Origin of the sequence: Chitinimonas koreensis (genome assembly GCF_014353015.1) — a bacterium.
Taxonomy (GTDB): Bacteria; Pseudomonadota; Gammaproteobacteria; order Burkholderiales; family Chitinimonadaceae; genus Chitinimonas; species Chitinimonas koreensis.
Genome location: NZ_CP060704.1, coordinates 1,478,605 through 1,500,459, shown reverse-complemented (window position 1 = coordinate 1,500,459; position 21,855 = coordinate 1,478,605). Strand labels below are relative to the sequence as shown.

The following is a 21,855-nucleotide window of genomic DNA, read 5'->3' as shown; positions in this document are numbered from 1 at the left end:
CACCGGCCCGGAAGGCATGCGTCACGGCCCCGGCGGCGGCTCGGCGCCGGGCAGCTGCGCATTGTTGGCGTCCATGCCGTAGGGCGCGAAGTCGACGTATTCGAGCGCCAGCCGCGAGAGCGTGTCGGCATAGCCCGGGAAGTCGGCCGTCAGCGCCGTCGGCACCGGCTGGGTCGACGCCGTGATGTCGCGCACCCGGCTCCAGGCGATGTCGGCCCGCGGGCCGTTCCGGCCGGGCGGCGGCAGCGCCTCGCCCAGCGCCAGCGCGGCATGGGTGTAGAGCGAATAGGGGCTGCCGTACTCGTTAACCGGGCTGTAGGTGCTCATCACCCAGCGGTCGCGGTCGAGCCCGACCACGGCCGGCCGGTCGATGATGCGGACCGGCGTGCCGACCGGGAGCAGCGGGAACAGCTCGGCGGCGTCCTCGGGATAGAGGTGCAGGCAGCCGTGGCTGGTGCGCAGGCCGACGCCCCAGGGCCGGTTGGTGGCATGGATATAGATGCCCGGGAAGCCGGTGCGCATCGCCAGCATGCCCATCGGGTTGTCCGGCCCCGGCGGGAAGTATTCCGGCAGCTCTGCCCCCTCGTCGCGCAGGTGCTCGGCGCGGATGCTCTGCGGCACGAACCAGCTGGGATTGCGGTACTTGGCGACGATCCGCGTCGACCCCAGCGGGGTCGGCCAGCCCTCGCGGGCGATGCCGAGCGGATAGGTCATCACCGTCGCCGGCTTGCCCTTGGCCTTGCCCGCGGCCGGGAAGTAGAACAGGCGGCGCTGCGGGATGTTGATCACGATGCCGGTCCAGGGCCTGGGCGGCAGGACGAACTGGCCGGGGACGACGATCGGCGTCTGGGCGCCGGGCTTCCAGACCGAGACCGTGCGGTTGGCGCTGGTGATCTCGTCGTAGCCGACGTCGAAGTGGCGCATGACGTCCAGCAGGGTATTGTCCGGGTTGACGGTGACCATGCGCACGCCGCCGACGACGCTGCTGCCGTCGGCGGGCAGCGCGAAGGTCGCGCCGCCGCAGGTCGCGCCCAGCAGGGCCAGGGCGAGGCCGGCGGCCCCCGGATACTTGAACGTCACGGTGTTGCGCATGGTGTCGCGCCTGATCATCCTTGCCTGCCTCGCTCCGCTGGCGCTGGCCGCCGCGCCCTACCGGGCCAGCGTCGACACGCGCGCGCTGGTGATGGTGGTCCGTGCGGCCGACGGGGAGGTCGTCGCGCGCTACGACGGCATCTCGATCGGGCGCGGCGGCGCGGCGGCCGTCCATTACCGGCGGGACGGCACCACGCCGCTGGGCGACTTCAGGATCGTCGCCGTCCGCCGGCCCCACCGCTACGGGGCCTTCTACCAGTTCGACTACCCCACGCCGGCGCATGCCGAACTGGCGCTGGCGGCCGGGAAACTGCCCCGCCGCAGCCGCGACGCGATCGTCCGCGCCGCCGCGGCTCGGCGTCTCGCGCCGCAGGGCACGCCGCTGGGCGGCGGCATCGGCATCCACGGCGTCGGCCGCGGCGATCCGGCGATCCATGCCGCTTTCAACTGGACGACCGGCTGCATCGCCCTGAGCGATGCCCAGTTGCAGGATTTCTCGCGCTGGGCGCGCATCGGCATGCAGGTCGAAGTGCGCTAGGCGGGCCGTCTACTTTTGCATGGTCTTCTTGAACATCCGGTCGATCTTCTCGTTGGCGTCCGCCACGCCCTTGTGGGCCGCCTTGGCTTCGCCCAGCGCCTGGTCGGCCTTGCGGTCGGATTCCTGCGCGCGCTGGCGGGCATCCTCCGCCAGCTGCCACACGGCATCGGCCTTGCCTGTCGCGACGCGGCCCTGATTGGCCGCCTCGCCGGCCCGGTTGCGGGCCTCCATGGCCATGGCGCGGGCTTCGGCGGCCGCCTGCTGCGCCTGGTCGGCGGTCTGCTGGGCGCGCTCGACGGCGGCGCGCAGCGCATCCTGCTGCGAGGTGCTGGCGCATCCGGCCAGCAGGACGGCGACAGCGGTCAACTGGATCAAGCGGTATGAGGTACGCATCGTGCTCTCCTGGGGGGTCGGTGAGTTCACATCCCTGCAGGTCCGACCATAGCGCCCTGGCGCGGCCGCACCTTGATCGCGATCAAGCGGACCAACGAGCGGCCGCGGCGCGGCGCCGGTCTCGGCGCGCCGTTCATCGCCGCGGACCGCGGGCGCGGCATCGGCGCGCGCATGTTTGACCCGAATCAATTTCCCCCGGGAACGCCGGCGCTAATGTTTCCCGGCGTCCTTCGACGACATGGCCGAGCGGACGCGTCCATCCCATCCATCACCCGTGGAGGAAAGCATGTCCAATCTGCAAATCAGCGATCCCATCAGCAACCGCATGAGCCGGCTGTTCCACAACTTCTGGCGCCACGAGCCCGACCTGTTCCGGTCGAACCTGCTGGCCGACGACGTGTTCGACATGAAGCTCGACGTGTCGGAAAAGGGCGAGGCCTACGTGGTGCGCGCCGACCTGCCGGGCGTGGACAAGGACGACATCCGCGTCGACGTCGACGGCAACCTCGTCAGCATCTCGGCCGAGGTCCGGCGCGAACGCGAGAAGAAGGAAGGCGAGGCCGTGGTCTACAGCGAGCGCTACCAGGGCAAGGCCTACCGCAGCTTCACGCTCGACTGCAGCGTCGACGCGGCCAGGTCGCAGGCCAGCTACAAGGACGGCGTGCTGGAGCTGACCCTGCCCAAGCAGGCCAACGGCAACGCCAAGCGGCTGCAGATCTCCTGAGCCCCGGCGGCGGGAGGCGGCCGCCGGCTGTCTCCCGCGTCGCCGCGCCCGGCTCAGGCCGAAGGAGAGAATGGCCTGCAGCCGAGGACGCTCCATCGCCGCGGCTACGGGGAATTCAGGGGCGCGGGCGAAACCCTCGAGACCGCTGCGAAGAGGCGATGACGTCGCGGACGTGCTTCTCGACCAGCAGCGGCAGGTAGGCGCTGACGGTCGCCTGCCGGCTCAACGCCTCGAGCTTCGCCGTGTACAGCGATTCGACCTGCGCCGCCGGCACGCCGTGGCGAAGCGCCAGGCGTTCGATTTCGCCGCGGTGGTAAGGGGTCAGCAGCGCATCGCCGCCGCCGGGGCCCCGGATGCCGCAGGCGGGATCGCCCCGGTCCGATCCGGTACCGTCGCGGCAGTCGGCGGCCGTGCGCCGGCAGCATCCCGACCGTCCGGCGCGATGCCGCTGCGCGGCCGGCCGGCCACGGGCTGCGCCGTTCCGTGCCGCGGCGGCTGGCCGCGCTCCAGGCAGCCTGTCGCGTCGTGCCTCATGGCGCCCGCTCCGCGCCCTGCGGCGCCGCGGCCGGCTGCCGCGACCTGGGCAGGATCACCTTCACGGTCCGCAGCGAGCGCACGATGCGCGCGCCCGCAAGATCCCTGGCGATCGCCGGGCTCAAGGCGCCGGCGAGCTGCTCCAGCAGCTGCCGGTCGTCCACCAGGCCCGCCACGGCGGCGGTGGCCAGGCTGATCTCGTAGCGGTCGGGCAGGACGACGACGTCCATTTCCCAGGCCTGCCGGCCCGGTGCGCCCGCCGAGTCTTCGCCCGAGGCCATCTTCGCCGTCCACAGATCCTGGAAATACCGGCGGAATGCCTTGTCGAGCGGATTACCGCGCCGTGAGGACATGAAATGGACCGATCTCGCATTTCGGACGGCTCCACTCTCCGCCTTCCGCGCGGATAGCGTCTTGATATGCCGCAAGGTTCTTGCCTCGCGCCGCCGCAGCGGCATGCGGACGCGGCGCTTGATCGCGATCAAGAGGCGCCCCGCGGCCTGGGACTAGGCTGCGAACGAAGGCCATCGCAGGTGGCCACCGGCGGCGAGGAGCGGACGATGCGCGGCACCCAGCAGGAAGGCGGACCCTCCGCCGAGATGGAGGGCGACGAGCCGGAGCAGGCCTCGACCGGCCTGGCGCGCTACGAGCGGCAGATCCCCATCCGCCAGATCTCCTACTACCTGAGCGGGGAGATCCAGGAACCGCAGTACTACACCGAGTTGTTCTATACGCTGCGCAGCGCCAGCGAGACCGACCTGATCTACCTGCACCTGAATTCGCCCGGCGGCAATTTCGATACCGGCCTGCAGATCATCAACAACATGCAGGCCTCGCCGGCCCACGTGGTGACCGTGCTGGAGGCGCGCGCCTACTCCATGGCGGCGCTGATCTTCCTGGTCGGCGACGAGCTGATCGTCCACGATAACTGCCAGCTGATGTTCCACATCTATTCGGGTAGTTTCGCCGGCAAGGGCAACGAGCAGCAGGCGCAGGTCATCGCGCTCGGCAGCTGGTTCGAGAAGGTGATGTTCCGCATCTGCGCGCCCTTCCTCTCCTCGGCCGAGATCGAAAAGATCCTCAAGGGCAACGACCTGTGGCTCGACTCGGACGAGATCCGGCGGCGCCTGGGCCGCGCCGCGCATGCGCGCAAGCCGGCGCGGGCGGCGCTCGCCAAGGATGCGGAAGCGTAGCCGGCGCGATCGCCGGGCGGCGCCGGCCGGCCGTTCACTCGAAGTGGGCGGCCTGTTCCTCGAAGCGGCGCGCGATGCTGCCGCAGACCAGGTCGCACAGCTGGTAGATGCCGGGATCGGCGATGCGGTAGTAGACGCTGGTCCCGCGGGCCTCGCGGGCGACCAGCCCGTGCTTGGCCAGCATGGCCAGGTGGCGGGAGACGTTGGCGGCGGTCGAGCCGCACAGCTGGGCGAGTTCGCCCACGTTGCGCTCGCCGTCGCGCAGCAGGTTGAGGATCCGGAGCCGGTTGGGCTCGGACAGCGCGTTGAAATACTGGGCGACCTGCTCCAGCGCCTGATCGGATAGACCTTGCATCGCCGTACAGCCGAGTGTGGAAGACAGCTTCATGATGCGCCCCTTCGCTGGATTTTCCTACGATTTGCATATTTGACTATTTGCGTAATTGAGCAAACAATAAATCAAAGCGCGTGAAAATCATTGTCCGGGACGCGCCCCATGGAGCCAGGAACGATGCGTTCGACCGATTTCTCCGCAGCATTCGCCGGCCTGGCGGCCGCCCTGATCGCCCTCGCGGGACGGGCCGCCGGCCTGCCGCCGCTCGAAACCGTCCCGGTCCGCTCGGCCGGCGCGCAGCAGGTCTACCTGGCGGAAGGCGTGGTCGAGGCGATCCGGCGCAGCGAGCTGGCCGTCCAGGTGGCCGGCCAGCTGATCGCGCTGCCGGTGAAGCCGGGCGACCGGGTGAAGGCCGGCCAGCTGCTGGCCAGGGTGGACGCGCGGGCCGCCGAGCAAGGCGCGGCGGCGAGCGGCGCGCAGGCCGAAGCGGCCTGGGCGCTGCTCAAGGTCGCCGGCAAGGAATACGCGCGCCAACGCCAGCTGTTCGACAGGCACTACATCAGCCAGGCCGCCCTGGACCAGGCCGAGGCCGGCTTCAAGGCGGCCCGGGCGCAGGCCGACGCGCAGCGGGCCAGCGCCGGCGCGGCGCGCACCCAGTCGGGCTTCTTCAGCATCGTGGCCCCGTACGACGGACGGGTCGCCGACGTGCCCGCCAACCTCGGCGACATGGCCATGCCAGGCCGGCCGCTGGTCAGCCTCTACGATCCGGCGGCGCTGCGCGTCACCGCCAGCGTGCCGCAGGCGCGGATCGCGGCCGTGGCCGAGCGGCAGCCGGTACGGCTCGAATTCCCCGGCATGCCCGCGGGCGAGGCCTGGCAGACCGCCAGCCGCCTGACCATCCTGCCGACGGCCGACGCCTCGACGCATACCGTACAGATCCGCGCCGACCTGCCCGGCCCGGCCGGGCACCTGACGCCCGGCGCTTTCGCCCGGGTCTGGCTGCCGATGCGGACGGACGGGCCGGCCCGGCTCTACCTGCCGAGTTCGGCGGTCTTCCGGCGCGCCGAGATGCGGCTGGTCTACGTGGTCGACGGCCAGGGCCGGCCGGGCCTGAGGCAGGTGAAGACCGGCCGCGTCGTCGGCGCGGAGACCGAGATCCTGGCGGGCCTGTCGTCGACCGAACGCGTCGCCGCCGATCCGCTCGCCGCCGCGGCGCGCTAGGAAAAGCACCGGGCGGACCGCGGTTCCGCCGGTCCGCCCGCCGCCCGGCCATCCCGCAAGGGAGGCCGCGGCGGCCAAGCCCGAACGGGACAACAGCCGCGCCCGACCGGGCGCCAACCGATGGTGGTCACCCAAATGATGCCTTGCCGATTCGACCCATCCTCTCCGCCGCCGCGGGGCGAGCGCGCCGGCGCGTGCCGGCGGCTCCATTCGGACTAGGAGGACGGCATGCACAGCGCCCCTGCCCGGCTGGGCCCCGCCGGCCGCATCGCCGCCTTCTTCCTCGAAGCGCAGATCACCCCGCTGCTGGCCCTGGTCGCCCTGCTGCTCGGGCTGTTCGCGGTACTGGTCACGCCGCGGGAAGAAGAGCCCCAGATCGATGTCACCATGGCGAACGTGCTGGTGCCCTTCCCGGCGCGTCGACCAGGGACGTCGAAACGATGATCGCCGGCCCGGCCGAACAGGTGCTCGGCCGGATGCCGGGCGTCGAGCACGTGATGTCGCTGTCGCGGCCCGGCCTCGCGGTCCTGACGGTCCAGTTCGAGGTCGGCATCGGCCGCACGGAAGCGCTGGTCCGGCTGTACGACACCGTGCACAGCAACCGCGACTGGCTGCCGGCCGGCCTCGGCGCGCTGGAACCCGTCGTCAAGCCCAAGGGCATCGACGACGTGCCCATCCTCGGCCTCACGCTGTGGAGCCCCCGGCCCGGGCTGGGCGCCGCCGAGCTCGAGCGGGTGGCGCACAGCCTCGAGGCGGACATCAAGCGCGTGCCGGGCACGGCGGACGTCGTCACGCTGGGCGGCCCCGGCCGCGCCGTCAACGTCGAGGTCGACGCCGGCCGGCTCGCCGCCAGCGGCCTGACCCTCGCCGACCTGCACGGCGCGCTGCAATCGGCCAACCAGGGCATGCCGCTGGGCGACCTGGTCGCCGGCGACCGCGCCGTCGCGGTCGAGGCGGGACCCTTCCTGGCCGACGCCGAGGCCGTGGGCGAGCTGGTGGTCGGGGTCGAGCGCGGCCGCCCGGTCTTCCTGCAGGACGTCGCCGAGGTGCGCGACGGCCCGCCGCCCACCACCCGCTCGGCCTGGTTCGGCCGGGCCGGCAAGGACGGCGCCGAATACCCAGCCGTCACCCTCGCCGTCACCAAGCAGCCGGGCCGCAACGCCGTCGAGGTGGCCCGGGCCGTGATCCGCCGGGTGGATGCGCTGCGCAATACGGTGATCCCCGAGGCGGTGAACCTGACGGTGACGCGCAACTACGGCGAGACCGCCGACGACAAGGCCACGAAGCTCATCCAGAAGCTGCTGTTCGCGACGGCCTCGGTGGTGGCGCTGGTCTTCCTGGCGCTCGGCCGCCGCGAGGCGGCGATCGTCGGCATCGCCGTGATCCTGACGCTGACGGCCACCCTGTTCGCGTCCTGGGCCTGGGGCTTCACGCTCAACCGGGTCTCGCTGTTCGCCCTGATCTTCTCGATCGGCATCCTGGTCGACGACGCCATCGTGGTGGTCGAGAACATCCACCGCCACCAGCAGCTCGAGCCCGGCAAGCCGCTGCGCGAGATCGTGCCGGCCGCGGTCGACGAGGTGGGCGGCCCGACCATCCTGGCCACCCTGACGGTGATCGCCGCGCTGCTGCCGATGGCCTTCGTCAGCGGCCTGATGGGCCCTACATGAGCCCCATCCCGATCAACGCCAGCATGGGCATGCTGCTGTCGCTGGCGATCGCCTTCGTCGTCACGCCCTGGCTGGCGCGGCGCTGGCTAAAGGAGGGCCGCCACGGCGGCGACACGCTGGCGATGCGGCTGGCGCCGCGCTTCCGCAGCCTGTTCCGTCCCTTCCTCGATCCGGCCCGCGGCGGGCGCAACCGCCTGTTCCTGGCGCTGGGGTGGCGGCGGCGATCGCGCTCTCGCTGCTGCTGCCGGTGCTGGGCCGGGTGCAGCTCAAGATGCTGCCCTTCGACGATAAGTCCGAATTCCAGGTGCTGGTCGACATGCCGGCCGGCACCCCGGTGGAGCGGACCGACGCCGTGCTGGGGGCGCTGGGCGCCCATCTGCGCACGGTGCCCGAGGTGGTCGACTACCAGCACTACGCCGGCACGGCCTCGCCCATCAATTTCAACGGCCTGGTCCGCCAGTACGGCCTGCGCACCGGCGGGGAAGTCGGCGACATCCAGGTCAACCTGGTCGACAAGCACCGCCGCAAGGCGCAAAGCCATGCGATCGCCACGCGGGTCCGCCCGGCCCTGCAGGCGATCGGCCGCCGCTTCGGCGCGAACGTGAAGGTGGTGGAAGTGCCGCCCGGCCCGCCGGTGCTCTCGCCCATCGTGGCCGAGGTCTACGGGCCGACCGACGAAGGTCGCCGGCAGGTGGCCCAGGCGATCCGCGCGGTGTTCGAGCGGACGGAAGGCGTGGTGGACGTCGACGACAGCAGCATCGCCGACGCGCCGCGCACGCTGCTGCTGGTGGACCGCCGCAAGGCCGCGCTGGCCGGGGTACCGCAGGCCGCCGTCGTGCAGACGCTGCGCGCCGGCCTGGCGGGCGACGCCGCCGCCTACCTGCACGACGGTAGCAAATACCCGGCCGCCGCCGTCGTCCGCCTGGCCGAGGCCGACACCGGCGACCTGGACGCCCTGCTGCAGCTCGGCGTGCGCAGCGCCGGCGGGCGGGTGATCCCGATCCGGGAGCTGGTGCGCGTATCGGATTCGCTGCGCGAGCAGCCGATCCACCACAAGGACGGCCTGCCGGTGAACTACGTGGTCGGCGACATGGCCGGCCGGGTCGACAGCCCGCTGTACGGCATGTTCGGCATGCGCTCCGCGGTGCGTGCCGTCCCGGCGCCGGGCGGCGCGGGCCTGCAGGAATACTTCGTCCGCCAGCCCGACGAGGCCTACCGCCGCTTCGCCGTCAAATGGGACGGCGAATGGCAGATCACCTACGAGACCTTCCGCGACATGGGCGCCGCCTACGCGGTGGGCCTGGTCCTGATCTACCTGCTGGTGGTGGCCCAGTTCGGCTCCTACCTCACGCCGCTGATCATCATGGCGCCGATCCCGCTCACCCTCGTCGGCGTCATGCCAGGCCACGCCCTGCTGGGCGCGCAGTACACGGCCACCAGCATGATCGGGATGATCGCGCTGGCCGGCATCATCGTGCGCAACTCGATCCTGCTGGTCGACTTCATCGACCTGCAGCTGCGGCAGGGCGTCCCGTTCGGACAGGCCATCGTCGACTCGGCCATCGCGCGCGCCCAGCCCATCGTGCTGACCGGCCTGGCCGCCATGCTCGGCGCCTTCTTCATCCTCGACGACCCGATCTTCAACGGCCTCGCCGTGTCGCTGATCTTCGGCATCTTCGTCTCGACCCTACTGACCCTGGTGGTGATCCCGCTGCTGTACTACGCGGCCTATCGCCATCGTTTCGAAGCCGCGGCTTCCGTTTCACCAGAGGAGCACACGTCATGACCAGTTGGCAGATCGTCCGCATCGTCGCAGGCAGCTTCGTCCTGCTGAGCCTCGCGCTCGGCGTGCCCGGCAGCCCGCTCTTCGTATCGCAATGGTGGCTCGCGTTCACCGCCTTCGTCGGCGCCAACCTGCTGCAGAGCGGCGTCACCGGCTGGTGCCCGATGGAGATCGTCCTGCGCCGGCTCGGCGTCCGCGCCGGCCATTGAACGCAACCGCGCCGGAGACGGCGCGACCGGCGCCGCGCGCGCCGGCAGACAAGAGGAGACAGGCATGGCACACATCGTCATCGTCGGAGCCGGGACCGGCGGCATGCCCGCCGCCTACGAGCTGAGGGCGGCGCTGGGCCGCTCGCACCGCATCACCGTGGTTAACGCGGTCGACTACTTCCAGTTCGTGCCGTCCAACCCCTGGGCGGCCGTCGGCTGGCGGGAGCGCGAGGCCATCACCTTCCCGATCCGGCCCTACCTGGAGAAGAAGGGCATCGACTTCATCGCCAGCCCGGTGCAGAAGATCGAGGCCGAACAGAACGCCCTCGTGCTGGCGGACGGCGAGCGGCTCGCTTACGACTACCTCGTCATCGCCACCGGCCCCAGGCTCGCCTTCGACGAGGTGCCCGGCGCCGGGCCGGCCGGTTTCACCCAGTCGATCTGCACCATCGACCATGCCGAGCAGACCCGGGCCGCCTACGAGCGCTTCCTGCAGGCGCCCGGCCCGATCGTGGTCGGCGCGATGCCCGGCGCGTCCTGCTTCGGCCCGGCCTACGAATTCGCCTTCGTCCTGAACACCGACCTGCGCCGCCGCAAGCTGCGCCACAAGGTGCCCATCACCTTCGTCACCAGCGAGCCCTATATCGGCCACCTCGGGCTCGGCGGCGTCGGCGACTCCAAGTCCATGCTGGAGAGCGAGCTGCGCAACGGCGACATCAAGTGGGTGACCAACGCCAGGACCACCCGCGTCGAGGACGGCACGCTGTTCGCGACCGAGCTCGACGACGCCGGCAACCCCAGGCGCGAGCACGCGCTGCACTTCGACTTCTGCATGATGCTGCCGGCCTTCCGCGGCGTGGAGGCCGTCGCCGCGGTCGACGGCCTGTGCAATCCGCGCGGGTTCGTGCTGATCGACGCGCACCAGCGCAGCACCCGGTATCCGAACATCTTCTCGGCCGGGGTCTGCGTCGCCATTCCCCCGGTCGAGGCGACGCCGGTCCCGACCGGGGCGCCCAAGACCGGCTACATGATCGAGACCATGGTGACGGCCATCGTCCACAACATCGCCGCCGAACTCGCGCAGCGGCCGGCCACCGCCAAGGGCAGCTGGAACGCGATCTGCCTGGCCGACATGGGCGACACCGGCGCGGCCTTCGTCGCGCTGCCGCAGATCCCGCCGCGCAACGTGAACTGGTTCAGGAAGGGCAAATGGGTCCACCTGGCCAAGGTGGCCTTCGAGAAGTACTTCCTGCACAAGATGAAGGCCGGCACCGCCGAGCCGATCTACGAGAAGTACATCCTCAAGCTGCTCGGCATCGAGCGGCTGGATGCCCAGCCGCCGGCCGAGCGCTGATGCCGGCGCCGGCGGGCGGAAGCCGGATGGCTCGGGGCGGGCGCCGGGCCTGCTTCAGCCCTGCCCGCCCTCCGCGCCCTCCGCGTCCGCCGTGTCGCCGGCGGGTTGGTCCGCGGTGATCTGGGTGCCGGCGGTCCCCGCCAGCAACGCCTCCACCTGGTCCAGCGAACCGATCGCGGCGCGCCGCCCGCCGGCCTCGACGAACTGCACCGCCGCCTGCACCTTCGGCCCCATCGAGCCCGCCGCGAACGCGCAGGCCGCCAGCCGGCGCGGGGTGGCCGCCGCCAGCGGCCGCTGGCCCGGCCGCTTCCAGTCGAGATAGACCGCGTCGACGTCGGTCGCGATGACCAGGCAGTCGGCCCCGAGCGCCTGCGCCAGCAGCGCGCTGCACAGATCCTTGTCGATGACGGCCTCGACGCCGTGCAGGCCGGCGCCGTCCGCGCCGCGCGCCACCGGGATGCCGCCGCCGCCGGCCGCGATGACGATGGCGCCGCGCTCCAGCAGCCAGCGGATCGGATCGAGGCCCAGGATGCGGCGCGGCCGCGGCGAGGCGACGACGCGCCGCAGGCCGGCGCCGTCGGGGGCGAAGCGCCAGCCGCAGCCGGCCGAGACGCGCTCGGCCTCCTCGCGCGCATACACCGGCCCGATCGGCTTGGTCGGTTCGGCGAAGGCCGGGTCGTCCGGGTCGACCTCGACCCGCGTCAGCAGGGTGGCGACGGCCCGGCCGGCCGGCAGGGCGTTGGTCAGCTCCTGCTCCAGCAGATAGCCGATCATGCCCTCGCTCTCGGCGCCCAGCACATCCATCGGGTAGGCCGGCAGCGGCGCCGCCGCGGCGCTCTGCAGCGCCAGCAGGCCCACCTGCGGGCCGTTGCCGTGGGTCAGCACCAGCGTGTGCTGCGCCGCGACGCGGGCCAGCTGGGCGGCGACGCGGCGGATGTTCTCCACCTGGTTCTGCGCGCTGAGCACCTGCCCGCGCCGCAACAGCGCATTGCCGCCGAGGGCCACCACGACTTTCATGGCGGCCTCACCCGAGCGTGGCGACCAGCACCGCCTTGATGGTGTGCATGCGGTTCTCCGCCTGGGCGAAGACGATGGAGGCTTCGGATTCGAACACTTCGTCGGTCACTTCGATCTCCTTCAGGCCGTAGCGCTCGTGCACCTGGCGGCCGATCTCGGTCTCCAGGTCGTGGAAGGCCGGCAGGCAATGCATGAAGCGCGCGCGCGGCTTGCCGGTGGCGCGCATCAGGCCGGCCGTCACCTGGTAGGGCAGCAGTTGCTCGATCCGGCCGCGCCAGGCGTCCTCGGGCTCGCCCATCGACACCCAGACGTCGGTGTGGACGAAGTCGGCGCCGGCCACCGCCAGCAGCGGATCGGTCTCGATGGCGATGCGCGCGCCGGTGCTGCGGGCCAGCTCGCGCATGCGGGCCACCAGCCCGGCCGGCGGCTGCAGCGGGTGCGGCGCGGCGATGCGCACGTCCATGCCCATCAGCGTGCCGCCGACCAGCAGCGAGCACCCCATGTTGAAACGGGCGTCGCCCAGGTAGCAGAACGACAGCTCGTGCAGCGGGCGCTCGCCGAATTCCTCCATGGTCAGCAGATCGGCCAGCACCTGGGTCGGATGCGACTCGTCGGTCAGGCCGTTCCAGACCGGCACGTGCGCGTGGCGCGCCAGCTCCTCCACCGCCTGCTGGCCGAAGCCGCGGTATTCGATGCCGTCGTACAGCCGGCCCAGCACGCGCGCCGTGTCCTTGAGCGATTCCTTGCGGCCGAGCTGCGAGCCGGCGGCGTCGATGCAGGTGACGTGGCCGCCCTGGTCGTGCACCGCCACCTCGAAGGCGCAGCGCGTCCGGGTCGAGGTCTTCTCGAAGATCAGCGCGATGTTCCTGCCCTTCAGCCGCGGCTGCTCGGTGCCGGCGTACTTGGCGCGCTTGAGCTCGGCCGCCAGGTCCAGCAGGAAGCGGACCTCGCGCGGCGAGAAGTCCTGCAGGTCGAGCAGGCTGCGGTTGCGCAGGTTGAAGCTCATGGGGCGTTCCTCCGAGGGCCGGGCCGCGCTAGACCGGGTCGCGTTCGAGCGGGCAGCTCATGCAGTGGCTGCCGCCGCGGCCGCGGCCGAGTTCGCCGCCCGGGATGGTGATCACTTCCACGCCGGCCTTGCGCAGCAGCGTGTTGGTGTAGGTGTTGCGGTCGTAGGCCACGACCACGCCGGGCGCCAGCGCCAGCACGTTGTTGCCGTCGTCCCACTGCTCGCGCTCGGCCTCGAAGGCGTCGCCGCCGGTCGCGACCGTGCGCAGCCGGGCCAGGCCCAGCGCTTCCGCGACCACTTCGGGCAAGGTGCGCCGCTCGCCGCGCACGTCGAGCGTGCCCTCCTTCTCGCCGGGCCTCAGGCTGTGCACCCGGATCGCGTCGACCATCTCGGGGAAGACCGTGACCAGGTCCACGTCGCAGAAGGTGAACAGGGTGTCCAGGTGCATCGCCCCGCGCGACTTGGGGATCTGCGCGGCCAGCACCCGGCTCGCCCGGCCGCTGGCGAACAGCGCGCGCGCCAGCTGGCTGACCGCCTGCGGCGAGGTGCGCTCGCCCATGCCGACCAGCACGGTGCCCCGGCCGATCGGCATGAGGTCGCCGCCTTCCAGCGTCGCCAGGCCGCGATCCGCTTCCGGCTCGCCGCCCCAGACGACGGTCCGGCCGGCGAACAGCGGGTGGAAGCGGTAGATCGCCTGGACCAGCAGGGTCTCCTGCTGCCTGGCCGGCCAGTACATCTGCCCCAAGGCCACGCCGTCGAACAGCCAGGCGCTGCTGTCGCGCGTGAACAGGCTGTTGGGCAGCGGCGGCAGCAGCAGGTCGGCCGGCCCGGTGCAGCGCGCCAGGAGGCCGTCGGGCTCGAACGGCACCTCGGCCCGGCTCACCCCGCCGATCAGGTGGGCCGCCAGCCGGGCCGGCGGCAGCGCCTCCAGCCAGGGACGCAGCTGCGCGGCGAGCTCGCGGTCGACGAAGCCCTCGGCGAGCTTGCGCTCCAGCAGCCAGCCGCGCGCCGCGGCGTCGGCGACCGTCTCGGCCAGCAGGTCGTGCAGCTCCAGCACCTCGACGTCGCGCTCGATCATGGCGCTGGTGAAGGCGTCGTGGTGGTTGCGGGCCTGCGATACCCACATGACGTCGTCGAACAGCAGCTCGCGGCAATTGGCCGGGGTGAGCCGCCGCTGCGCCAGGCCGGGCCGGCAGACCAGCACGCGGCGCAGCCGCCCGACTTCCGAATGCACGCCCTGGAACATGGCGACGCTCCTCTACAGGCCGAGCCGGCCGGTGGACAGCAGGCAGGCGGCCGCGACGGCCAGCACCAGGATCAGCGCCAGCGCCGCCCACTCGAAGCGGACGAACGGCGGCTCGCCGCGCTGCTTCTTGGCCAGCAGGTAGACGACGGCGCCGGGAGCGTAGAGCAAGGCGGCCAGCAGCAGGTACTTGAGGCCGGCGGCGTAGAGCAGCCACAGGCAGTAGACGGTCGCCAGCGCCGTCACCGGCAGGTCGCCGCCGCGCACGGCGGCCGGCGCGCCTTCGCCGCGCCAGGCCAGCACCAGGCCGTAGGCCGCGCTGAACAGGTAGGGCAGCAGGATCATCGCCGTGGAGAGCGAGATCAGCGCGAGGTAGGAGGCCTTGGACACCAGGGTGACGATCAGGAACAGCTGCACCATGGCGTTGGTCAGCCACAGCGCGTTGGCCGGCACGCCGTGGCGGTTCTGCCCGGCCAGCCAGCCCGGCATCGCGCCGCCCTGGGCCGGGGTGAACAGCGATTCGGCCGCCAGCAGCGTCCAGGCCAGGAAGCCGCCGCCCACCGACAGCAGCAGGCCCAGGTACACCACCACCGCCCCCCAGGTGCCGACGGCCTTCTCCAGCACGCCGGCCATCGAGGGATTCTTCAGGCCGGCCAGCTCGGGCTGGGCGAGGATGCCCAGCGACAGCAGCGAAACCGCCATCAGCAGCGCCAGGCAGATCATGAAGCCGAGCAGCGTGGCGCGGCCCACGTCCTCGCGCCGGCTGGCCCGCGCCGAGTAGACGCTGGCGCCCTCGACGCCGATGAAGACCCAGACCGTCACCAGCATGGTGCTGCGCACCTGGTCGAACACCGGGCCGAGCTGGGCGCTGCCCCAGAAGTCCAGCTCGAACAGCCTGGCCTGGAAGGCCAGCGACACCAGCACGATGAACAGCAGCAGGGGCAGCGTCTTGGCCAGCGTCACCACGCCGTTGAGCACGGCGGCGCCGCGCAGGCCGCGCAGCACCAGCGCGTGGACGGTCCACAGCACCAGCGAGGCGCCGACGATGGCGGCCGGGCCGTTGCCGTCGCCGAACACTGGAAAGAAATAGCCGAGCGCGCCGAATGCCGCGACCAGGTAGCCGACGTTGCCGACCCAGGCGCTGACCCAGTAGCCCCAGGCCGAGTTGAAGCCGACGTATTCGCCCGACAGCGCCTGGGCGTAGGCGTACACGCCGTTGTCCAGCCCGGGCTTGCGCAGCGCGAGCAGCTGGTAGACGCGCGCCAGCGCCAGCATGCCGACGCCGCTGACGGCCCAGCCGATCAGGATCGCGCCTGGCCCGGCGCCGGCCGCCATGTTCTGCGGCAATCCGAAGATGCCGCTGCCGATGATGGAGCCGACGACCAGGGCGACCAGGAGGCCGAGGCCGAGCGGTTTGGGGGCGGAGTCGGGGCGCATGGCGTTCTCGCAGCGTGAGATGAACGGCTCATCGATGGCTGCATGCTACGTAAGCGCACCGAGGCGGCTTTGCGCTAGCGCAAGGATCGTTCGCGCCCGCGGCGGCGCCTCGCCCGGCCGCCGGGGTCAGGCGCGGCGCCGGCTCAGGCCCTGCGGAACAGCCACAGGTCGTCCGCCGGCAGCTCCAGCCAGGCCGTGCTCCCCGCCGCGATGGCGCTGCCGCCGTAGGCGCGCAGCCGGCCCTGGCCCGGGTGGAACAGGTGCTCCCAGCGGTCGCCCAGGAACATCGAGGTCACCAAGGGCGCCGCGATGCGGTTGTCGCCGGCCGCCTCGGCCAGCTTCACCCGTTCGAGGCGGATCAGGCCGACCGCCGCGTCGCCCGGCGCCAGCTCGCCGCGCGCCGCGCCCCAGCAGCGCCAGCCCTCGCCCTCGAGCAGCGCGCGGCCGTCGCGCAGCTCGACCACCCTGCCCTCCAGCCGGTTGTTGTTGCCCATGAAGTCGGCCGCGTAGAGCGTCTTCGGCGCGCCGTACATCTCCTCCGGCCGGCCTTCCTGCTCGATGCGGCCGTCGCGCAGCAGCAGGATGCGGTCGGCCATCGCCATCGCCTCGGTCTGGTCGTGAGTCACGCACAGCGCCGACAGCCCCAGCGTGACGATCAGCTCGCGCAGCCAGGCGCGCGCCTCTTCGCGCAGCTTGGCGTCGAGATTGGACAGCGGCTCGTCGAGCAGGATGACCGGCGGGTTGTAGACCAGCGCGCGGGCGATGGCGACGCGCTGCTGCTGGCCGCCCGACAGCTGGTTCGGGTAGCGCTCGGCCAGGTGGCCGAGGTCCAGGCTCTTCAGCGCGGCCGTCACCCGCTCGCGCTGCTCGGGCTTGGCCACGCCGCGCAGCGCCAGGCCATAGGCGACGTTGTCGAACACCGTCTTGTGCGGCCACAGCGCATAGGACTGGAACACCAGGCCCAGGCCGCGCTTCTCGACCGGCAGGTCGAGCCCGCGCGCGCCGTCGAACAATGCCTGGCCGCCGATGGCGATGCGGCCGCGGTGCGGCGTCTCCAGCCCGGCCACCGTGCGCAGCAGCGTGGTCTTGCCGCTGCCGGAGGCGCCGAGCAGCGCCACCACCTCGCCCGGCTGCAGGTCGAAGGACACGCCCTTGAGGATGGGGTTGTCGCCATATTGCAGGTGCAGATCCTGCACGGTCAGCTTAGTCATGAAGTTTCACTCCGAAGCGCAGCGCCACGGCCAGGCCGATGCCGACCAGGCCGATATTGATGAGGGAGAGGGCGGCGACCAGGTCGATCGCCCCGGCCGCCCACAGCGAGACCAGCATCGAGCCGATCACTTCCGAGCCCGGCGCCAGCAGGTAGACGCCGGTCGAGTATTCGCGCTCGAAGATCATGAACACCAAGAGCCAGCTGGCCAGCAGGCCGTAGCGGATCAGCGGCACGGTGATCTGGCGGTGGGTGCGGCTGCGGCTGGCGCCGACGGTGCGGGCCGCCTCCTCCAGCTCGGGCGCGACCTGGATCAGCGCCGAGGAAATCAGCCGCATGCCGTAGGCCAGCCACACCACGGTGTAGGCGATCCAGACGCTGAGCATGCCGTTGCGCAATTCCTTGAGCCCCGGCACGAACAGGAACACCCACAGGAAGGCCAGGCCGGCCAGCACGCCGGGCACCGCGCGCGGCACCAGCACCAGGTAATCGACGAAGCGGGTCAGGCCGTCCTGCTTGCGGTGCGACGCGAGACCCAGCGCGGTGTAGCAGATCACCGCCACCGCGCCGCCGATCACGCCGATGGCCACGCTGTTGACGATGGCGCGCACCAGGTTGGGCTGCTCGAACACCTCGACGAAGTGGTTGAGCGTGAAGGCCTCGGCCAGCGACACGCCCTCGCCCCAGTAGTTGACCACCGAGCGCAGCGCGATGCCCGACAGCGGCACCACCAGGGTGAACAGCAGCCAGGCCGCCACGATGGCCAGCGCCAGCCATTTCCAGCCGCCCAGCGGCAGCACCCGCGGCCGCGTCGCCTTGCCCTTGAGCGCCACGTAGCGGGCCGAGCTCTTCAGCAGCCAGCGCTGCAGCAGCACCAGCGGGAAGGTGATGGCGATCAGGCAGACCGCCACCGCCGCCATCAGGTGGTAGGACGGCAGGCCGAGCTTGTTGGTCAGCTTATATAGATAGGTGGCCAGCACCAGGTGGCCCTCGGGATCGCCGAGCACCAGCGGCAGGCCGAAGATCTCGAAGCCGAGGAAGAACACCAGCACCGCGGCGAACAACAGCGAGGGCAGCGTCATCGGCAGGCTGACGTCGAGCGCCACCCGCAACGGGCTGGCGCCGCCGACGCGGGCGGCCTCCTCGACGTCGGCGCCGAGGTTGCGCAGCGCCGACGAGGCGTAGAGGTAGACGTGCGGCACGTGGGTCAGGCCGGCCACCACCGCGATGCTGGTCAGCGAGTAGATGTTCCACGGCACGGCGGCCAGGCCCAGCGCCTGCTTGAACCACAGCGAGTAGAAGCCGACCGGGCCCAGCGCCACCACGTAGCCGAAGGCCAGCACCAGCGGCGAGACGAACACCGGCACCAGGATCAGCGGTTCGAGCCAGCGCCGGCCCGGCAGGTCGGTGCGCGCCATCAGGAAGGACAGCGCGGCGCCGAGCGGCAGCGCGATCCCCACCATGCCGATGGCGATGGCGACCGAGTTGCGGCTGGCCGACCAGAAGTCCGGGTCGTCGAAGATGAAGCGGTAGGCGTCGAGGCCGACCGTCTTGTTCGGCATGAAGAACGGCGCCGACAACAGGCTCTGCCAGACGATCAGTCCGATCGGCAGCAGCACGGCGACGGCCGCCGCCAGCACCACCGCAAGGCGGCCGAGCGGCAGGCCGCGCAGCCGGGCCAGGCCGCCGGGCACGGCGGTTGGCGGCGCGGCATCGGGCAGGGTGAGCGAATTCATGGGTGCGCTCCTTGGGTTGGAATGCGGAACGGCGGGCGTGCGCCGTCCCTGCCCGGCCTGGCGGCCAGGCGGCGGATGGGATGGATGGGTACGGCGAAGCGAAGTGCGGAGGCCAGACGGGTAGGTCGGGCTTTACGCCCGACAGCGCCGTCGGCCGAGATCGCCGTCGGGCATAAGGCCCGACCTGCGCACGCGGGGCCGGCCGTTGCCGCCTGGATATGGAACGTCTCCCGCAGGTCGGGCTTTACGCCCGGCAGTGCTGCCGGCCGAGACCGCCGCCGGGCGTAAAGCCCGGCCTGCAAGCCCGAAACCGGCCGCTGCCGCCTGGATACGGAACGTCTCCCGCAGGTCGGGCTTTACGCCCGACAACGGCGCCGGCCGAGATCGCTGTCGGGCATAAAGCCCGACCTACGAAACCGTCGACCGACGCCGCGCCGTCCGGCCTGCGCGGCTCGGCTTACTTGCGGCCCGCCTCGGCCTTCCACTGCTTCATGAAGTCCAGCCGCTTGGCCTGGTCGAGGAAGACCAGCAGGCCCGGCCCGACCGGCACCGGCTTGAGCACCTGCCGCACGTTGGCGTAGACGTCCATGCCGGCCGCGTCGGCGCTGAGGTCGCGCCGCACGGTAAAGAGCTCGGCCTTGTCGGCCAGCAGCGTCTGGCCGCGCCTGGACAGCAGGTAGTCGACCCACAGCCGCGCCGCGTTGGGGCTCTTGGCGGTCTTGCTGATCATCATCAGCCGCGAGATCACCAGCGTGTAGTCGGTCGGCAGCACCACGCCGATGTTCGGGTCTTTCTTGGCCCGCGCCAGCGCGTAGGAACCGAGGATGTTGTAGCCGATCAGGTTCTCGCCCGAGGAGATGCGCTCGATCATGGTGCCGGTCGAGCTCTGCAGCTTCACCCCGGTGCCGCCGAGCGCGCGCGCCAGCATCCAGAAGGCCGGGTTGATCTTGCTGTCCTGGGTGGCGAACAGGAAGCCGGCGCCGGACTTCTCGACGTCGTAGGTCGTCAGCTTGTCGCGGAACTTGTCGGGCTTGCTCTGCAGCAGCTTGACCAGGTCGGCATGGGTCTTGGGCACCTCGGCCGCCTCGACCAGGCGCTTGTTGTAGACGATGGTGACCGGCTCGAAGGTGGTGCCGAAGATCTCGTCGCGCCAGTGCGCCCAGTCGGGCAGCGCGGCCGCCTCGGGCGTCTTGTAGCTCAGCGCGTAGCCGTCGTTGACCAGCTTCACCTGCATGTCCATCGCCGACGACCACAGCACGTCGGCCGAGCCGCTGCCGGCCGCCACTTCGCTGACGAAGCGGTTGTAAAGCTCGGTCGAGTTGACGTCGTTGTAGTCGACCTTGACCGCCGGGTAGAGCGACTGGAAATCGTTGATCAGCGGCTGCACCAGCTTGATGTCGGTGGTCGCGTAGATGGTCAGCTTGCCTTCCTTGGCGGCCGCGTCGATGGTCGACTGGTAGCTGCCGGGATAGCCGGGCGGCACCGCGGCGCCGGCCAGGACGGCGGCTGCGGCCAGCGCGGCCGCCGCGAGGGTGGTCTTGAAGCGATTCATGATGTCTTCTCCGTTGTGGGTCCGGACGCTTTGGCGCGTCTTGCGGTGCATTGTGCGGATCGAAACTTGCGGTTGGCTTTCAGGGAGCTTCGGGTTTGTCCACTTGCGGGAGCAGGGCGCTGTAAGCAGAGATGCTGGCGGCTTTAAAGCCCTCTCCCACCGGGAGAGGGGTTGGGGTGAGGGAGCGACGGTTCAGCCCAGCACTGTCGGCTCGCCAAGCACGCTACGACTGTCAGCAATTACTGAACCGCCGCTCCCTCACCCTGCCCTCTCCCGGAGGGAGAGGGTTGGCAGTGTCCTTACCCAGTGCAGAGCTGAACGGTCTGACGAAGCTGCGCCCGAAGATGCCGTCGGGCAGCGTCTGCAAGCCGTCGCCTGGCGCTCAGAACTTGTGCCGCAGGCCAACCCCGAACGAAGTCGGATCCGCCCCGCCGCCACGCCGGCCAGCGAGCCGAACGAGAAGTTCAGCTTCTGCGCCGCCGAATTGTCGATGCGGGTATAGAACAGGTAGCCGCGCGTGCGCTTGCTGAAGTCGTAGGTCGCGCCGAGCGAGGCCTGGTTCGCCTTGTAGTCGGCCGCGGCGGCCTTGCCGTCGAGCTCGCCGACGCTGCTGTAGCTGGCCATCAGCCGCGTTGCCGGCGCGACCAGGTAGGTGGCCGCCAGCATCCAGCCGTCCTGGCGCAGCTTCGCGCCGGCGTTGGGCTTCGATTCGATGCGCTCGAGGCCGCCGCCGACGTACCAGGCGCCGGTCGCGTACTGGGCGGTCAGCTTGTAGCCGGTGCTGCGGTCGCCGGCCGCGGCGCCGCTGTCGATCACCGCGCGCACGTCGTCGCGCCGCTCCACCGCGGCGGCCAGGTTGAGCCCGCCGGCGGCGTATTCGACCGCGCCGTCGAGCGTCTGCTGGTTCAGCGTGCCCTTGTTCTCGTCCGGCTGGTAAGCGAGCCGCAGCTTCACGCCGCCGAAGGCCGGGCTCTCGTACTGCACCAGGTTGCCGGCGCGCTGCTCGAAGCGGCTGTAGGTGCCGTTGATCGGGCTGAACTGCGCCGTGGTCATCACGTCGAGATCGCCGCCGATCTCCTTGTAGGGCATGTCGTAGCGGCCGAGCCGCACGGTGCCGAAGCCGCCCTTGAGGCCGACGAAGCTGTTGCGGCTGGCCCAGGCGGCCGAGGCGGCGTCGTCGACGCGAGTCGCCTGCTCGATCTGCCAGATCGCCCACAGGCCGTCGCCGAGATCCTCGCGGCCGCGGAAACCGATGCGCGAGCTCATGTCCGACACGCGCAGGCGCGCCGACTGGTCCTTGCTCGCATCGGTCGCGCCGCGCGCTTCGACGCGTTCGGTCATCACCCCGATCGCGCCGTAGATCTCGACGCTCGTCCCGTCGGCCAGGGCGAGTCCCGGCAGGGCGGCCGCGACGGCGGCCACCAGCATCAGCTGCTTCATGTTGTCTCTCCGTTATTGGTTGTACCGCTCGCCGCGACGGCGGCCGGTCGCGCATTCAAGACCGCGCCGGCTTTCAGCCGCCTTTCAGCGGCGCAGGCCGCCGCCCGCGCTGTGGCAACGCCGCCACGGCCGTTGCGGCGCGCCACCGCGCGGGCCTAAGCTGGCCGCT

22 protein-coding genes are annotated in these 21,855 nt (G+C 71.2%); 9 read left to right on the top strand and 13 right to left on the bottom strand.

All coding sequences use genetic code 11. The annotated features are described in order from the left end of the window. Positions 1 to 21 precede the first annotated feature (21 nt). Entirely contained in the window at positions 22 to 1,092 is a 1,071-nt protein-coding gene (locus H9L41_RS06420; protein WP_084300198.1) for a L,D-transpeptidase family protein, read from the bottom strand. Between H9L41_RS06420 and H9L41_RS06415 the strand changes: the two genes are divergently transcribed. Continuing rightward, complete coding sequence (locus H9L41_RS06415) at positions 1,091 to 1,630, top strand: L,D-transpeptidase family protein (protein ID WP_051318975.1); 540 nt, start codon at positions 1,091 to 1,093, stop codon at positions 1,628 to 1,630. The genes H9L41_RS06420 and H9L41_RS06415 overlap by 2 nt on opposite strands. Positions 1,631 to 1,639: 9 nt before the next feature. Here the strand turns inward: H9L41_RS06415 and H9L41_RS06410 are convergent, their stop codons facing one another. Then, complete coding sequence (locus H9L41_RS06410; RefSeq protein ID WP_051318976.1) at positions 1,640 to 2,023, bottom strand: alanine-zipper protein; 384 nt, start codon at positions 2,021 to 2,023, stop codon at positions 1,640 to 1,642. Positions 2,024 to 2,309: 286 nt separating this feature from the next. Here H9L41_RS06410 and H9L41_RS06405 point away from each other — a divergent pair, with 286 nt between their 5' ends. Further along, a complete protein-coding gene (locus H9L41_RS06405) occupies positions 2,310 to 2,747 on the top strand; it encodes an Hsp20/alpha crystallin family protein (RefSeq protein WP_028446107.1) in 438 nt (145 codons plus the stop codon). A 115-nt stretch (positions 2,748 to 2,862) separates the two neighbouring features. Here the strand turns inward: H9L41_RS06405 and H9L41_RS26080 are convergent, their stop codons facing one another. Together H9L41_RS26080 and H9L41_RS06395 are read right to left on the bottom strand one after the other, a co-directional pair. After that, positions 2,863 to 3,021 carry a three-helix bundle dimerization domain-containing protein gene (locus H9L41_RS26080; protein WP_187523729.1) on the bottom strand — a complete coding sequence of 53 codons (159 nt, stop codon included), beginning with the start codon at positions 3,019 to 3,021 and terminating at the stop codon, positions 2,863 to 2,865. Positions 3,022 to 3,277: 256 nt separating this feature from the next. Continuing rightward, positions 3,278 to 3,766, bottom strand: a complete 489-nt coding sequence (locus H9L41_RS06395; RefSeq protein WP_157461960.1) for a hypothetical protein — start codon at positions 3,764 to 3,766, stop codon at positions 3,278 to 3,280. A gap of 75 nt (positions 3,767 to 3,841) precedes the next feature. Here H9L41_RS06395 and H9L41_RS06390 point away from each other — a divergent pair, with 75 nt between their 5' ends. Further along, positions 3,842 to 4,474, top strand: a complete 633-nt coding sequence (locus tag H9L41_RS06390) for a Clp protease ClpP (protein WP_211236872.1) — start codon at positions 3,842 to 3,844, stop codon at positions 4,472 to 4,474. A 34-nt stretch (positions 4,475 to 4,508) separates the two neighbouring features. Here H9L41_RS06390 and H9L41_RS06385 read toward each other — a convergent pair whose 3' ends face one another. After that, positions 4,509 to 4,862 (bottom strand): ArsR/SmtB family transcription factor, encoded by a 354-nt coding sequence (locus H9L41_RS06385; protein ID WP_308417313.1) that lies wholly within the window; start codon positions 4,860 to 4,862, stop codon positions 4,509 to 4,511. Positions 4,863 to 4,985: 123 nt separating this feature from the next. On the opposite strand from H9L41_RS06385, the gene H9L41_RS06380 reads away from it, so the two are divergent. The 6 genes from H9L41_RS06380 to H9L41_RS06365 all read left to right on the top strand — a co-directional run bounded on the left by H9L41_RS06380 (position 4,986) and on the right by H9L41_RS06365 (position 11,045). Further along, on the top strand, positions 4,986 to 6,029 hold the full coding sequence (locus H9L41_RS06380; RefSeq protein ID WP_028446112.1) for an efflux RND transporter periplasmic adaptor subunit: 1,044 nt from the start codon (positions 4,986 to 4,988) through the stop codon (positions 6,027 to 6,029). 228 nt (positions 6,030 to 6,257) lie between these two features. Then, complete coding sequence (locus H9L41_RS25580) at positions 6,258 to 6,473, top strand: hypothetical protein (RefSeq protein ID WP_308419609.1); 216 nt, start codon at positions 6,258 to 6,260, stop codon at positions 6,471 to 6,473. Further along, on the top strand, positions 6,470 to 7,699 hold the full coding sequence (locus H9L41_RS25575) for an efflux RND transporter permease subunit (RefSeq protein ID WP_308419608.1): 1,230 nt from the start codon (positions 6,470 to 6,472) through the stop codon (positions 7,697 to 7,699). Before H9L41_RS25580 ends, H9L41_RS25575 begins: the two co-directional genes overlap by 4 nt. Positions 7,700 to 7,910: 211 nt before the next feature. Further along, on the top strand, positions 7,911 to 9,485 hold the full coding sequence (locus tag H9L41_RS25570) for an efflux RND transporter permease subunit (RefSeq protein WP_308419607.1): 1,575 nt from the start codon (positions 7,911 to 7,913) through the stop codon (positions 9,483 to 9,485). Continuing rightward, positions 9,482 to 9,691: a YgaP family membrane protein gene (locus H9L41_RS06370; protein ID WP_028446113.1), complete on the top strand. Its 210-nt coding sequence runs from the start codon at positions 9,482 to 9,484 to the stop codon at positions 9,689 to 9,691. Before H9L41_RS25570 ends, H9L41_RS06370 begins: the two co-directional genes overlap by 4 nt. 64 nt (positions 9,692 to 9,755) lie before the next feature. Beyond that, a complete protein-coding gene (locus H9L41_RS06365) occupies positions 9,756 to 11,045 on the top strand; it encodes an NAD(P)/FAD-dependent oxidoreductase (protein WP_028446114.1) in 1,290 nt (429 codons plus the stop codon). A gap of 54 nt (positions 11,046 to 11,099) precedes the next feature. Here the strand turns inward: H9L41_RS06365 and arcC are convergent, their stop codons facing one another. The 8 genes from arcC to H9L41_RS06325 form a co-directional block, all read right to left on the bottom strand. Continuing rightward, positions 11,100 to 12,062: a carbamate kinase gene (arcC, locus tag H9L41_RS06360; RefSeq protein WP_051318977.1), complete on the bottom strand. Its 963-nt coding sequence runs from the start codon at positions 12,060 to 12,062 to the stop codon at positions 11,100 to 11,102. A gap of 7 nt (positions 12,063 to 12,069) precedes the next feature. Continuing rightward, a complete protein-coding gene (argF, locus tag H9L41_RS06355) occupies positions 12,070 to 13,068 on the bottom strand; it encodes an ornithine carbamoyltransferase (protein WP_028446115.1) in 999 nt (332 codons plus the stop codon). A gap of 28 nt (positions 13,069 to 13,096) precedes the next feature. After that, positions 13,097 to 14,314, bottom strand: coding sequence for an arginine deiminase (locus tag H9L41_RS06350; protein ID WP_028446116.1), 1,218 nt, complete (start codon positions 14,312 to 14,314; stop codon positions 13,097 to 13,099). A 12-nt stretch (positions 14,315 to 14,326) separates the two neighbouring features. Further along, on the bottom strand, positions 14,327 to 15,748 hold the full coding sequence (arcD, locus tag H9L41_RS06345) for an arginine-ornithine antiporter (RefSeq protein WP_051318978.1): 1,422 nt from the start codon (positions 15,746 to 15,748) through the stop codon (positions 14,327 to 14,329). A 143-nt stretch (positions 15,749 to 15,891) separates the two neighbouring features. Then, positions 15,892 to 16,959, bottom strand: a complete 1,068-nt coding sequence (locus tag H9L41_RS06340; RefSeq protein ID WP_028446118.1) for an ABC transporter ATP-binding protein — start codon at positions 16,957 to 16,959, stop codon at positions 15,892 to 15,894. Then, entirely contained in the window at positions 16,952 to 18,694 is a 1,743-nt protein-coding gene (locus H9L41_RS06335; protein WP_028446119.1) for an ABC transporter permease, read from the bottom strand. Before H9L41_RS06335 ends, H9L41_RS06340 begins: the two co-directional genes overlap by 8 nt. A gap of 457 nt (positions 18,695 to 19,151) precedes the next feature. Further along, on the bottom strand, positions 19,152 to 20,246 hold the full coding sequence (locus tag H9L41_RS06330) for an ABC transporter substrate-binding protein (protein WP_034606859.1): 1,095 nt from the start codon (positions 20,244 to 20,246) through the stop codon (positions 19,152 to 19,154). A gap of 258 nt (positions 20,247 to 20,504) precedes the next feature. Next, a complete protein-coding gene (locus H9L41_RS06325) occupies positions 20,505 to 21,686 on the bottom strand; it encodes a porin (protein ID WP_187523728.1) in 1,182 nt (393 codons plus the stop codon). Positions 21,687 to 21,855: the final 169 nt, after the last annotated feature.